At 44.0% G+C, this 13,307-nt stretch carries 13 protein-coding genes; 2 read left to right on the top strand and 11 right to left on the bottom strand.

Features of this window, described 5'->3' with window-relative positions:
- Positions 1-28: 28 nt before the first annotated feature.
- Positions 29-748, bottom strand: coding sequence for an ATP-dependent Clp protease proteolytic subunit (locus tag C0033_RS22450; protein WP_347501209.1), 720 nt, complete (start codon positions 746-748; stop codon positions 29-31).
- Between the two features lie 122 nt (positions 749-870).
- On the opposite strand from C0033_RS22450, the gene citC reads away from it, so the two are divergent.
- Positions 871-1,920 (top strand): [citrate (pro-3S)-lyase] ligase, encoded by a 1,050-nt coding sequence (citC, locus tag C0033_RS22445; RefSeq protein ID WP_103230162.1) that lies wholly within the window; start codon positions 871-873, stop codon positions 1,918-1,920.
- Between the two features lie 814 nt (positions 1,921-2,734).
- Here the strand turns inward: citC and C0033_RS27700 are convergent.
- The 9 genes from C0033_RS27700 to citD all read right to left on the bottom strand — a co-directional run bounded on the left by C0033_RS27700 (position 2,735) and on the right by citD (position 11,367).
- A complete protein-coding gene (locus C0033_RS27700) occupies positions 2,735-2,866 on the bottom strand; it encodes a hypothetical protein (protein ID WP_278320773.1) in 132 nt (43 codons plus the stop codon).
- Between the two features lie 9 nt (positions 2,867-2,875).
- On the bottom strand, positions 2,876-3,337 hold the full coding sequence (locus tag C0033_RS22435; protein WP_103230160.1) for a GNAT family N-acetyltransferase: 462 nt from the start codon (positions 3,335-3,337) through the stop codon (positions 2,876-2,878).
- Between the two features lie 42 nt (positions 3,338-3,379).
- Positions 3,380-3,844 carry a DUF3237 domain-containing protein gene (locus C0033_RS22430; protein WP_103230159.1) on the bottom strand — a complete coding sequence of 155 codons (465 nt, stop codon included), beginning with the start codon at positions 3,842-3,844 and terminating at the stop codon, positions 3,380-3,382.
- A gap of 81 nt (positions 3,845-3,925) precedes the next feature.
- Positions 3,926-5,110 (bottom strand): alpha/beta hydrolase, encoded by a 1,185-nt coding sequence (locus C0033_RS22425; RefSeq protein WP_103230158.1) that lies wholly within the window; start codon positions 5,108-5,110, stop codon positions 3,926-3,928.
- Positions 5,111-5,385: 275 nt separating this feature from the next.
- Entirely contained in the window at positions 5,386-7,212 is a 1,827-nt protein-coding gene (locus C0033_RS22420) for a hypothetical protein (protein WP_103230157.1), read from the bottom strand.
- 140 nt (positions 7,213-7,352) lie between these two features.
- The gene (locus tag C0033_RS22415) at positions 7,353-8,225 is read right to left on the bottom strand and encodes a LysR family transcriptional regulator (protein ID WP_103230156.1); all 873 of its coding nucleotides are present in this window, start codon (positions 8,223-8,225) and stop codon (positions 7,353-7,355) included.
- A gap of 382 nt (positions 8,226-8,607) precedes the next feature.
- Positions 8,608-10,167 carry a citrate lyase subunit alpha gene (gene citF / locus C0033_RS22410; RefSeq protein ID WP_103230155.1) on the bottom strand — a complete coding sequence of 520 codons (1,560 nt, stop codon included), beginning with the start codon at positions 10,165-10,167 and terminating at the stop codon, positions 8,608-8,610.
- A 1-nt stretch (position 10,168) separates the two neighbouring features.
- Positions 10,169-11,071, bottom strand: a complete 903-nt coding sequence (locus C0033_RS22405) for an aldolase/citrate lyase family protein (RefSeq protein ID WP_103230154.1) — start codon at positions 11,069-11,071, stop codon at positions 10,169-10,171.
- Positions 11,068-11,367 carry a citrate lyase acyl carrier protein gene (gene citD / locus C0033_RS22400; RefSeq protein ID WP_103230153.1) on the bottom strand — a complete coding sequence of 100 codons (300 nt, stop codon included), beginning with the start codon at positions 11,365-11,367 and terminating at the stop codon, positions 11,068-11,070. Before citD ends, C0033_RS22405 begins: the two co-directional genes overlap by 4 nt.
- Positions 11,368-11,708: 341 nt before the next feature.
- On the opposite strand from citD, the gene C0033_RS22395 reads away from it, so the two are divergent.
- The gene (locus C0033_RS22395; RefSeq protein WP_103230152.1) at positions 11,709-12,638 is read left to right on the top strand and encodes a LysR family transcriptional regulator; all 930 of its coding nucleotides are present in this window, start codon (positions 11,709-11,711) and stop codon (positions 12,636-12,638) included.
- A gap of 276 nt (positions 12,639-12,914) precedes the next feature.
- Here the strand turns inward: C0033_RS22395 and C0033_RS27335 are convergent.
- Positions 12,915-13,307: hypothetical protein (locus C0033_RS27335; protein ID WP_207656889.1), on the bottom strand; the 393-nt coding region annotated here is incomplete at its 5' end.

Here is a 13,307-nt window from a genome sequence, read left to right as displayed (position 1 = left end):
TTTGAGTTTCCGCGGCATGCCAAGCTGCTTATTTATCGGCTTTTTTCTGTTCGTCAATCATATGATGAAGTTTTTCGAGGGCTTCTTTAATTCCTCCCACTTCGTCAATTAAACCTTCTTTCACGGTTTCTTCTCCCACAAGGACCGTTCCTAAATCCCTAGTCAGCATCTCTGTATTTAACATCAGGCGTTTTAACTGGTCATAGGCGATGGTCGCATGGTTTGATACAAAGCTTAAAATCCTGTCCTGAATCATTTCAAAATATTCATAAGTCTGGGAGGCTCCGATCACCATACCGGTCATTCTCACCGGATGAACCATCATGGTTCCCGTGGGCACGATAAAGGAATAATCGGTGCTGACCGCCAGCGGCACACCGATGGAATGGCTTCCGCCAAGCACCAGGGAAACGGTGGGTTTTGATAAGGAAGCGATCATCTCCGCAATCGCCAGTCCGGCATCCACATCTCCGCCGGATGTATTTAAAATAACCAGCATTCCGTCGGTTTCCTTATCATCTTCCAAAGCTGCCAGCTGAGGCAGAATGTGTTCATATTTCGTAGCCTTACTGTTTCCGGAAAGATTTTCGTGGCCTTCGATCTCTCCGATTATGGAAAGCAGATGAATCTTCTGCTTCTTCTCATTTTCCTCTAAAGTCATCTGGCCATATTCTTCCAGTTTTTCGTCTTCTTTTTCTTCTATATCCTTTTCCTTTTTCTTTTCATCTAAATTTTTATTATCTTCCATGATCTTCTCCATTCTGATTATAATCTAAAGTTAATATCTCCCATAATCAATTCTGTATTCGCTATTTCATCCAAAATGCGCTATACTGATCACAATTTATAATGATTTTCAGGGGGAATTTTATGTCAGAATACACAATCAGCCGGATTGATTATAAAAACAAACGGGAAATGAAGCAGCTGGATGCTCTTTTAAAAAAAGAAGGAATTGAACGGGACAAAAATCTGGAATATACGGCGGGTCTATTTGACGAGGATTACAATTTAGCCGCAACAGGCTCCTGCTTTTTTAATACCCTCCGCTGTTTGGCTGTGGATTCTTCCCATCAGGGAGAAGGGCTGTTAAACCAGATAATCAGCCATTTGATTGAATATCAATACAGCCGTCAGATTACCGATCTCTTCCTATATACAAAATGCTCCACCGCCAAATTTTTTAAGGATCTTGGATTTTATGAAATTGCCCGCGTGGACGGAAAGGTTGTGTTTATGGAAAACCGACGGGACGGTTTTTCCAAGTATTTAGACGTTCTAAAAGCGGAATCACCAAAACCGGAACCGGTAACAGGCGCAGTTGTAATGAATGCCAATCCATTTACCTTGGGACATCAATATCTGCTGGAAACAGCTGCCGCTGCCTGTGACGTACTCCATGTATTTGTAGTGTCTGAGGACGTGTCTCTTATTCCATTTTCCGTCCGCTATCAGCTGGTTAAAGAGGGAACCGCTCATCTTAACAATGTGGTTTTACACGAAACCGGCAGCTACATGATCTCAAACGCCACATTTCCTTCTTACTTTTTAAAGGATTCGGACACAGTCATCCGTTCCCATGCAAAGCTGGACATTCAGATCTTTTTAAAGATCGCCCAGTCTCTCGGAATTACCAAACGATTTGTAGGCGAAGAACCATTCAGCCAGGTAACGGGTATCTATAATGAAGTGATGAAAGAGGAATTAGCTCATCACGGCATGGAATGCCTGATTATTCCCAGAAAAGAAAATTCAGATGGCGCTATCAGCGCATCAAAAGTCCGGTTGATGATAAAGGAAAACCGGTTGGACGAGTTGAAACAATCGGTGCCGGAAAGCACATACCGGTATTTTACGTCTCCACAGGCTATAGAAGTTGTTAAAAAGATTCGGGACGCGGAGGATGTTGTTCATTACTAAACTACTTATTTTCACCTCCCCATAGAAAAGTGTTATGCAAATCTTTATTTAGTTAACTAAGAAACGCTGGAAAGAAGGGGAAACCCAGGCGGGCGGCGGAAGTAATCGGCGAAATGGGATTCGGGATTCGCCCCTAAGATGTACTAAGACCCGCAAGAATAAAAAGAGACAGGGCGCGCCCATTCGCAGTGAACTCTTGATGACTTCACTGCTCAAGGGGCGCTTAGAAACTGATTCGGAATTCAGTTTCTACCTGTCTCTTTTTATCCTTGCGGATCTAAGTACTTCTAAGGGGTTCCATACGATCCCATTTCGCCGATTACTTCCGCCGCCCGCCTGGGTTTCCCCTTCTTTCCGGCTGTTGCTTGGCTGGCTAAGGATAAAAAAGATTTGGTGGATGGAGTAGTTTTTTACATCAACCGTGAAGGAATTTTCAGAAATGCCTTGACGCTTAAAGTAAAACATGAAAGCATTTCTGAAAATCCCTTAACGATCTGTGTAAATGTGATTCTACATAAATACCTACGCACCAGTATTGTTTTTAACCAGGCCAGCGAAAACCAGCCCGGAATCGGAAGGTGGAACCGGAAGCCAAAGGTCGGAGGGGCCGTCCGGGCCGGGGAAGGAATATGCAGACAGATCGGATCGTATGGAACCCCTTTAGAACAACTTAGGCCCGGAAGGGCAGAACGAGGCAGGTAGAAACTGATTTCCGTGTCAGTTTCTAAAGCGCCGCTGAGCAGCGAAGTCATAAAGAGTTCACTGCGAATGGCGCTGGCCTGCCTCGTTCTGTTCTTACGGTTCTTAGTAGTTCTTAGGGGCGAATCCCGAATCCGATCTGGCTGCATCTTCCTTCCCCGGCCCGGACGGCCTCTCTGATCTTCATCTCCCGGTTCCGCCTCCCGATTCCGGGCGTCCCCCTTTCGCCAACTAAGTTAAATAACAAATCAACAATCTATTTTGCATAATCAACGATATCCATTCCATCTTTTACGTGCTGGATTTTTCCAGTTTTTGCATATCCCATTTTTTCGTATAAATGGCAGAGTTTTGTCTCTTGGCAGATGGTATCCAGTTCCCAGCGTTTCGCATCAGGATAAAGGGATTCCGCAAGCGTAATCGCCTGCTGGGCATATCCCTTTCCCTGAAATTCCGGCAGAATGAATATCTGCTTTAATTTACACAATGAGTCAAATCTGCAGATACGGATTGCCCCGATATGCATATCGCCTAAGCAGATAAAATAGTAGTCCGTAAAGGATTCTTCCAGCCGCTGTCTTGTCTTTTCAATTTTTTCCGCACCAGGACTGAATTCATAATCCTGGTATTTTTCCAGAAGCGGTTTAAATGATGCGGTCTGCATATTGTAAATCTCTTCATCGTCTGAGCTTGATGCTTTATTTAAATTAATCTCCATAACCATCTCCTGTGATGTTAGAATTAAAAAATACGAACAAACCTATTCCATCACATAATAGTCCAAAAGCACCTGATCCGGCAGCCTTGTTGCCTTGCACATGAATATCTTTTGGCACATCCATCTCAACTGCTCTCCAAACACTTCAAAATGAGGGGTGGTACAGAAATAATAGAGGGACGGCTCAATAAATTCTCCCCTTTTCACCTGTTCCACATATTCAGCCGGTACCGTGCGGATTCCGTTATTTTCCACATAAAATGAACTTCCATCGTCTAACTTCACCCCGTATCTGGCCGACAGTTCACAGATTCCGTCCGGACGTATTACCTGGCTGTCAACACCTCCCGGAAGCACTTCGCCATGCATCTGTTCTCCCTCCAACGTGCCGGAGAGAATGGGAATCAGCTGTCTTCTGCCGCTGATCTCATCCTGGCCGACTACAACCGGGGTGTCCACCTTTACTGCGATCGTAAATACTTTCTTTCCTGTAATATCCATAGTCATACCTCAGCTTTCTTCTATATGTATTGATTTCCTTATAACATTGCAAAGCCGTAAACCTTTGATACCTAAATCCTCATAAAGCTAAAATCCCATCCGTGCCAGTTCCTCTGTCAATTGGATGTAAAACTCCAGGACATGAAATTCCCGGTAATCTTCTCTCGTAAGATCGATCATATCCCCATGGGAAATTCCGCGCATATAGGTATTCTTAATCACACCTCTAAAATTTGTCCATTCAGCCGACTTAACGGTCACCAGTCCGTCGCTGGGAGCATCCAGTTTTTTTAATATCCAGTAAGGGATGCACAGCAGCTTGCTGCTGAACCCACACCGCATCAGGCTGGCATAGCTCTGGTAATAAACGCCTTCTGCATCCGGATATTTTTCATTAAATTCCTTTGCATAGCGTTCTGACAACTGGTAACTGGCCACATAGGCGTTGGGCTTTACATCTCCAAGGCGGCCGAAATATTTATCAATCATTCCGCATATCGTCCGGTATACCTTATCCGGCAGCTTCTTTAAGAAATCCACCAGCTTAGAACCGCGGTGAGGCGTATTGATGGTTGTTAAGGAAGCGATATAAGGCGCCATTTTAAGGCCGCTGATCACGTATCTGGAATCCAGGCCGCCTTTGGAATGAGCGATAATATTCACTTTTTCACAGCCGGTTTCTTCTAGGATCTCCAGTATTTTTTCTTTCAGTATCTCCCCATTGCTTTCCACGGTACCCCAGGCTTCCTGATGCCCGTAATATACTTTCGCACCGTTGCGCACCAATTCCCTTGGAATCCTTCCCCAATAATTGAAATAGTGGAAATCTCTGAATCCCACTCCGTGCACCAAAAGCAAAGGATACTTTGTTTGGCAGATCCGGCGTTCCACACGCACATCGTCCAAACGGATCTTATGCAGGTCATGGTCCACCTCCTGCCTGGCAAGACCGCGCACATACAGCGCCAATCCGTAATTGAGCACCGGAATCCAGATCATGCTCCAAACGATAATTCTCTTCGCAATCCTGAGACGTTTGCAGACAATACACATCCAGAAAAGAACGCAGAACATTCCGATATAAAGAAGCAGAAATACAATGGCCAGCCATAAATTTGTCCAATTTTGCAGTCCGGACGTTAAAATGTGACAGATCAGAAAAATTGCATTGACCGGAAGCAGCCATAAATAGACCGTTAAAATAACAGTTAAAATCTGAAGCAGCCTTGTATGCATTTTCGTTGCCGTAACCTGAAGTTTATCGTAATTCATTACCAAAAGCCCTTTTTCGTTGTGATTCTTCACATGCTGACAGTCAGTGTGAAGTCTTTGGAGTTATTTTACCACGGTTTTTGGTGAAGAGAAAGACTTTTATACTAACACGGCTTCCGTTTTATGTTTGTCTCATTTTTACAGCCGATAAACCATCAGCTTGGGAATAAGCTAAAGTGCATATTATGATACAGTAAAAAGAAGGCCATTCAAAACATTTTGCTTTGAGCAGCCTTCTTACTATATTGGGTATCTACGGCAGCATTAAGCAGTTTTTATCTTGCCAATGTATATGCCGCTGTTGTCATAAAACCGCAGAACATACTTCCAACCATCAGACCAACCCACAGGTTATGAGTCTTTCTGTAAAGATAAGTACAGATACCATTGGTTCCGCCCATCATGAAACAGTAACCAAATGCATAATCCAAAGCTCCAACCGTTTTAAATACCAACGATGTTCCCGAATGATTCATGCTTGTTGTAGCGGAAAGGGGCGCATAACCTGTGCCTATAATAAAGCTTCCTATATATTGATAACACAAAAGAATTACCAAAGGAGCAGCGGAAACCACAACGTTAATAATAATGGAAACTGCCATATCCTTTTTAGGATTACCGCTGTCCGCCAGCCTGCGGCTGGTATAGCAGCCGATGCACCCTGTAAGAATGGCGATAAAGATTAAACCGGCATAAGGAATTGCTTTCACAAACCGGTCCGGCCCCAGCCGTACAAAGGTTGTGAGACACCAGAACTGATAATTAATACCGAAAAAGTCCTCCATCATTCCAATCCACTGAACACATACAAATGAAACGATCATTCCGATTAAAAATGCTTTTCCGATAATTCCCCAATTTAATGTTCTCTCTCCATCCGGTCCCATGGCAAAATCTGACAAACTGATTTCCATTCCCGCCTTTTTCTTCTTGTATAAACTGAACGCAAGAAATGCCACGCTGATTAATGATAATACCATCAGCCACAGCATAATGCCGTTTAAATTGGTAGATGTAAATATCTTTGACTTTCCAAACCACGACATGCCCGCTGAAGAAACAGGTATGAATAAAATGATTCCAATTATAATTTCAAATGCAATCTTTAACAACAGCTTTTTGCCGCGCAGTCCCTGATTTTTTGTCTCTGCCGTAATAACAGAGCAAAAAGCCGTAGTCTGAACCAAAAGTCCTGCAAATGCAGCAACAAAGAACATGAAACAAATGGATGCGCATAAGGACAGAGCCTGCTGTAACTGCCAGCTTTGGCTATGGGCATCAATCGGAACTGGCGAAGGAGCGACCACATTGATATAATCCAAAATTTCCGCAATCGCTGCCTGGCTTATGTTGGCCGTTTGATGCAGAGAATCGGCAATCACACGGTAACGCACCACATAACCATTTCTGTCATAATCTGTATTTGGAACCAATTCATCTCCTAAGCCGAATAATTCTGCCAGCATTTTTTGAAGTGCGTGGGCATCGCCTACATAGGTATAATCATATTGATCCGCTTTTGCCTTAATTAAACATACATTTGTATCGATAACATCCATGTTCGCTTCCTGCCAGCGGTAATTGCCAAATACCGCAGTCAGGGAATTGATCTTATCCGCCATTTCTTCATATACGGAATAGATCGTCTTCACGCCTCTGGAATATCCAATCAGATTCAGCCCCTGGCTCATATCCACAATGTCCAGTTCAGAGGCATAGTTTGCGATGGTAATTCCCTGTGAAGTCCTGTTTCCCGTCACGTCAGACTGGCCGCCGCCGCTCATATCCGGTGAAAACACCACATACCCGCGTTTTGCCAGTTCCATCAGCCAGGTATCATTGCTGTGAGCCTGATTTGAAGTTCCATGATATACGACCACTCCCGGAACAGGCGTCTCACTCGTTGCATTTTGCGGAATATAAACCAAAGAACTTAGAGTGGTTCCCCCTTCTCCAACCAGCGTGAGACGCTTAATCTTTACGCTTCCCCAGCCCGTTTGTATCCCCCAAATTGCAGCGGTTAAGGCCATCAAAATAATTACCGTTGCCGCAAAAAAACGGATGGCCCCCCTCATCTCCTTGTTTTTTACCTTTGTAACCATAACTCCTTATTTACCTCCTCTTCTCTCTTTCAAGTTTGATTTTACTGTAAAATTCCTTTTTCTGTCCAATACTAATAAGAAATGAACTTAAGCGTCAGACTATTAAAAGAGAAGATTTCAAATAAGGTTTTTATAAAAATCTATTGGCTTCCAAACAGATTAATACACGCTTTTGCCGCTTTGTTTAACGGATATTCTTTATTCCAGGCAAAGCCCGCTTCGTAACAGATCGGAGGATTCAAAGGAACGGCCATCAGCCGTTCTTCCTTTACCAGATGCTTATAATGATTTCCTAATACATAAGTGATACATCCTCCATGGGCCACCAGATTATAAGTGCTGATGATCGAACCGGGAGCAGTCATACATTTCATCTCAATTCCCTGCCGGCCGTATTCTTTCACCATCCGCCTCTGAATATAGGAAAACGGAGGCTGATTGATAACCGTTTCATCCTTCAGTTCCATAAGAGACAGTCTGTCCCGGCCGGATAACGGGTGTCCACAGTTCATCAAAGCCATAACCTCTCCACTGTCCAGCGTCATCATTCCAAAAGGCAGACCGGGTTCGAGCACCATGTATCCCAGGTCAATCTCCCTTTTTTCCAGACGTTCCCTGCTCTCGCTGCTTCCGATTTCCATTATCGATAAAATCGCTTTTGGATATTCCTGAATATAATCACAATAGAGTTTCTGTAAAATTTCAGCTCCCAATGTGGGAGGAATTCCAAGTCTGAGCTGCCACTGTTTTTTCTCCGCCAAATCCTTGATCTCATCTGCGGCAGCTTGACAGTCTTTTAAGATTTTCGACACTCTTTTTAAAAAAATCTCTCCTTCCGGAGTCAATGTAACATTGCGTTTGTCCCGCATAAACAAGTCTATCTGAAGCTCTTTCTCCAGATTCTTAATAGCATTGGTAATGCTGGGCTGAGCTACATTTAGTTCTTTCGATGCTTTTGTAAAGCTTGACAGCCTGGCCACTGCTTCAAAATATTCTAATTTCCGTAAATCCATTTCATACCTTTCCGGCTTTTTCTTTAGAATAAAACCCCATAACAATATTGCTTCAAATGTTACCACTGATGCAGTATATCTGCATTTATGGTAACATAATTCTGACTGCAAGTAAAATATCTATATTCACAATCAGGTGCATTTTCTAAGAAAGAATCCCGCTTGCGGGATTCTCCGCCTGCGGCGGGTCGCTTCAGCGACATTATACCTCACCGCCGCAGTGCGATCCCATAGCCAACAAAGTTGGCATGGGAGGGCTTTTTTATATCATAGGAGCACTTTCCTATGGTATAAAAAAAGCCAGCAGGCTGGGAACAGTACTCCAGTCTGCTGGCTCTAAACGTTTTTTAATTATTCGATTCTTCAGGAATCTGCCCTGAACTTACTTAAATTCGTACTCTTTAATCTTTCTAACCACATCAATGATCGTTCCATCGCGGCTTTCAATAATGCCAACCACTCTGTCGTCAAACTGTACCGGATCGGGCTCTCCAACGATCGCATACGCTTTATCCCGCAGTTCTTCGATGGTGCAGAACGGAAGATTTACATCCTTCATGCACTCGATCAGATCCTGCCGTTTCGGATTGATCGCAATACCATAATCAGTGATAACCACGTCCACAGTTTCGCCCGGAGTTGTAACAGTTGTAACATTGGTACAGATCGCCGGGATTCTTCCCTGAAGAAGAGGTGCGATCACGATGGTGCATTTTGCCCCTGCCGCCGTATCAGGATGGCCGCCCTGAGCGCCTGTAATCATTCCGTCGGAACCGACTACAACGTTACAGTTAAAGTTTACATCCACTTCCAAAGAAGCCAAGATTACGAAATCCAGTTTATTAACATAAGCGCCCTTATTAAATGGGTTTGCATACTCAGAAGCGGAAATTTCTATATGATTTGGATTATTTTTAATGGATTCAATTGCTCCCATATCAAAATCCTGGGTATCCACCAATTTGTTTACAAGACCTTTTGCAAGCAGATCACACATTGGAGTTGTGATTCCGCCTACACCGAATCCCATCTTAATTCCGCGTTCTTCCATAATCTTTCCAAGAGAAATCGTGGATGCAATAGAAGCTCCGCCTACACCTGTCTGATAGGAAAATCCGTCTTTAAAATATGGAGTATTGATTACAAACTGGGTACAGTAATCAGCCATCATGATCTTACGGACATCTGTGGTCGGTTTTGCAGCTCCGGTAGCGATCTTAGCCGGATTTCCGATTTCATCTACAACGCAGACATAATCCACGTCAACCATGGAAATGCTGGCCGGAACGTTAGGAAATGGAACAAGACAGTCGGTAATCGCAACAACCTTATCTGCATACTGTGCATCTGCCATCGCATAAGACAGAACGCCGCAGTCGCTCTTTCCGCCATTAGCGCGCATATTGCCGTACTCGTCACAGGTAGGAGCTCCGATAAACGCAATATCGATATGCACCTCTCCTGATTCGATTGCCCGCACACGTCCGCCATGAGAGCGCATGATTGCTAAATCTCTCAGCTTGCCGGTTGAGATCGCCTCGCCGATCTTACCGCGCACACCTGAAGACTGAATTCCCACAATTGTGCCGTCTTCAATATAAGGTACGATCGGATCATGGGCTTTACCTAAGGAACTGGCGCAGATGGTAAGCTCTTTGATTCCCATATTGTGAATCTCTTCCATCACCATGTTGACAATATAATCGCCCTCGCGGAAATGATGGTGAAATGAAATTGTCATTCCGTCTTTAATCCCGCACTTTACAAGTACTTCATGGATATTTTCAACAATTTTGCTCCTGTTTGGATCAATTACGGTCCTGACGGTAGGAGCCGCTTTTGTATATTCTTTATTATCTAATGCGTAAGCGCCCTGAAATACTTCTTTTCCGGTCGCATTTAACACTTCCTCCGGGATATCTCTTCCTACACTATTAATCATCTTACAACTCCCCCTCATATACGCCTGAAGCTTTTGCTAATTCAATGGTTCTTCTTGCTCCGTCATAGAATGCGATATCGATCATCTTACCGTCTACCGTAAATACACCGATACCCTGGGCTTTTTTCTCATCAATTTCTTTTACCACTTTCTCAGCAAAAATGATTTCTTTCTGAGTTGGTGTATAAATTTTATGTACTATATCAATCTGTCTCGGATTTACCAGAGATTTTCCGTCAAATCCCATCATTTTAATCATCTTTACTTCTTCTTCAAATACATCCATCGCATCCAGATTCGTAAATACGGTATCCCAGCACTGTACTCCGGCAGCTCTTGCAGCCATAATCATATGCTGTCTTGCACCTGCAAGTTCCACTCCGGTTCCTGTGATAACAGTCTGAAGATCTTTTGTATAGTCGCCGCCGCTTAATGCAATGCCGATCAGACGGTCGGAAGCCTGGCATATATCAAATGCATTTAACACGCCTTTGCAGGATTCCAGAGCCGCCATCAGCAGTGTGGAGCCCTCCGGCTGTCCAAACTCTCTTTCAGCAGCAAGCACTGCTTCTTCCACGGTATGAACGTCCTGGGCCGTTTCCGTCTTTGCGATACGGATGGTATCGCAGCCTCCGGCTACGCAGACACGAATGTCTTCTTTCCAGTGTGGGGTGTCCAAACCGTTAATTCGAACAACTCGTTCCACTCCTCTGTAATCTATCTCCTTTAAAGCATGGAACAGAGAATATCTGGCCGCATCTTTCTGACTTTCTGCGACCGCATCCTCTAAATCCAGCATGATGGAGTCCGGTTTATATATGTAAGGGTCTTTAATCAGCCCGGGTTTCTGGCAGTTTAAAAACATCATGGATCTTCTTAATCTTTTTTTGTTTGGATGGCTCATTTAATCATACCTCCCCATGGAAGATTTTCTGTAATGCCGTTGGAACGGTAAACAGCGCATTCGGTTCTGGCTTTTAAAGTACAGTCTAAAGCGCCTTTATCCACCACCGTGATCTTTGCATCGGTTACTCCAAGTCTGTTTAAAGTTTCCTCAACAGTTGCCTTAATCTGTTTTCCAAACTGGTGGATTACACTGCTCTCTATTGAAAGTTCAATTCCATTTGTCCCCGGTTCAACCGTAACTTGTGCGTCACTGGATTCCAATGTTCCAGCCATTGCAGGTTTCTTGATTTCCATACCTTTCCTCCTCAATTCATACAATCTGTTGATCTTTATTGGTGAAGCAGTTCTCTGCCTCGTCATTTTCACTAAGCTTATGTTAACACTCCGCTATCCACAATTCAAATACTTATCTAACTATAACAATTATAGGAAAACACTTATATGATTTTTCGGCGGGCATAGGGAAAACATTATGTTGAATTTTTTGGTTATTTTGTGGTATAATTAGGCATAAAAAGTTATTGTATCACTGCTATTTTCACAAATAAGCGGTATTATCCCATCTCTTTTTTAGGTCTTATACCAATTACATAATACCGCATATAGGTTTTAACTATTGAAAGGAAAGAATACATATGAATATTAAGCATGCACAATATATGCTTACCGTTTTACAAGAAGGCAGCATTACCGGCGCTGCAAAAAAACTATACATCTCCCAGCCATCCTTGAGCCAGATGATCAAACTGGTAGAAAGCAATTTAGGGACCCAGATCTTCAACCGCACGACAGACCCCATCACTCTCACCTATGCCGGCCAGAAATACATCGAAGCCGCCAAGCAGATTCTCACCATCAATAATAACCTGCAAAAGGAGATCGATGAAATCAATCATGAGGACCACGGCAAAATCCGTCTCGGTATCCCGGTCCAGCGTGCCATCCAAGTGCTCCCCTACGTGCTCCCCAGATTTAAGGCCAAATATCCGCACGTGGTAGTCAATGTCCAGGAAGAAGGCTCCGCCACCACGGAGGCCGCAGTATTGGAAGGAAGCATCGATCTGGCCTGCCTCACCACCTATCCGAAACACGAAGATCTAAATTACATTCTGGTTGAAAATGAGGAACTCGTCCTTTTAACCAGCAAAAATACGGATCTGGCCAAACGGATTCCAGCCGGCACCCCCATCGACATCACAGAAGCCAAAAATGAACATTTCATCTGCATCAAACAGGGCCACAGCGTCCGAACCACTCAGGACCGGCTTTTCGTTGCAAAGGATATTCAGCCTGAAATCGTTCTTGAAACAGGAAGTATCGAAGTAGGCAAACGCACCACAATCGCCATGGACGCCGTCATGATCTGCCCTCTCAACTATATATACATGTCCCCCGAATTGGTACCTCACTGTGTAACATATCCGATCGTGGGAATTGAACACAACAGAAACTGCTACATCTGCCATAGAAAAGACTTATACCTCACCAAATACATGAAGGATTTCATCGAAATCCTAACCGACCGCGAACACCCACTCCTCCATTACGATCTGTTGGGGCATTAATCTTTATTTAGTGGACTAAGAAACGCCGGAAAGAAGGGGAAGCCCAGGCGGGCGGGGGAAGTATGAAGATCAATGGGATCGTATGGAACCCCTTAGAAGTACTAAGACCCGCAAGGACAAAAAGAGACAGGACCGCGCCCATTCGCAGTGAACTCTTGATGACTTCACTGCTCAAGGGGCGCTTAGAACCTGATTCGGAATTCAGTTTCTACCTGTCTCTTTTTATCCTTGCGGATCTAAGTACTTCTAAGGGGTTCCATACGATCCCATTGATCTTCATACTTCCCCCGCCCGCCTGGGCTTCCCCTTCTTTCCGGCTGTTGCTTGACTAGCTAAGGATAAAAAGATTTGGTGGATGGAGTAGTTTTTTACATCAACCGTGAAGGGATTTTCAGAAATGCCTTGAGGATTTAATGTAAAGGGTGAGGTCTTTTCACGAAATGCCTTGACGTTTAAAGTAAAACCTGAAGGCATTTCTGAAAATCCCTTAACGATCTGTGTAAATGTGATTCTACATAAATACCTATGCACTAGTATTGTTTTTAACCAGGCCAGCGAAAACCAGCCCGGAATCGGGATTCGGAGCCGGGAGACGAAGGTCGGAGGGGCCGTCCGGGCCGGGGAAGGAAGATGCAGACAGATCGGATCGTATGGAACCCCTTTAGAACA

Origin of the sequence: Clostridium sp. chh4-2 (assembly GCF_002899675.1) — a bacterium.
In the GTDB taxonomy this organism is placed as follows: Bacteria; Bacillota; Clostridia; order Lachnospirales; family Lachnospiraceae; genus CHH4-2.
Note: the sequence above shows the minus strand (reverse complement) of the source record. Positions and strands in the feature narration are given on the sequence as shown.

Excerpts from the sequence above, each read along its gene's own strand:
- C0033_RS22450 (WP_347501209.1), bottom strand. The coding sequence starts at position 748 with ATGGAAGATAATAAAAATTTAGATGAAAAGAAAAAGGAAAAGGATATA.
- citC (WP_103230162.1), top strand. The coding sequence starts at position 871 with ATGTCAGAATACACAATCAGCCGGATTGATTATAAAAACAAACGGGAA.
- C0033_RS22435 (WP_103230160.1), bottom strand. The coding sequence starts at position 3,337 with ATGGAGATTAATTTAAATAAAGCATCAAGCTCAGACGATGAAGAGATT.
- C0033_RS22430 (WP_103230159.1), bottom strand. The coding sequence starts at position 3,844 with ATGACTATGGATATTACAGGAAAGAAAGTATTTACGATCGCAGTAAAG.
- C0033_RS22425 (WP_103230158.1), bottom strand. The coding sequence starts at position 5,110 with ATGAATTACGATAAACTTCAGGTTACGGCAACGAAAATGCATACAAGG.
- C0033_RS22420 (WP_103230157.1), bottom strand. The coding sequence starts at position 7,212 with ATGGTTACAAAGGTAAAAAACAAGGAGATGAGGGGGGCCATCCGTTTT.
- C0033_RS22415 (WP_103230156.1), bottom strand. The coding sequence starts at position 8,225 with ATGGATTTACGGAAATTAGAATATTTTGAAGCAGTGGCCAGGCTGTCA.
- citF (WP_103230155.1), bottom strand. The coding sequence starts at position 10,167 with ATGATTAATAGTGTAGGAAGAGATATCCCGGAGGAAGTGTTAAATGCG.
- C0033_RS22405 (WP_103230154.1), bottom strand. The coding sequence starts at position 11,071 with ATGAGCCATCCAAACAAAAAAAGATTAAGAAGATCCATGATGTTTTTA.
- citD (WP_103230153.1), bottom strand. The coding sequence starts at position 11,367 with ATGGAAATCAAGAAACCTGCAATGGCTGGAACATTGGAATCCAGTGAC.
- C0033_RS22395 (WP_103230152.1), top strand. The coding sequence starts at position 11,709 with ATGAATATTAAGCATGCACAATATATGCTTACCGTTTTACAAGAAGGC.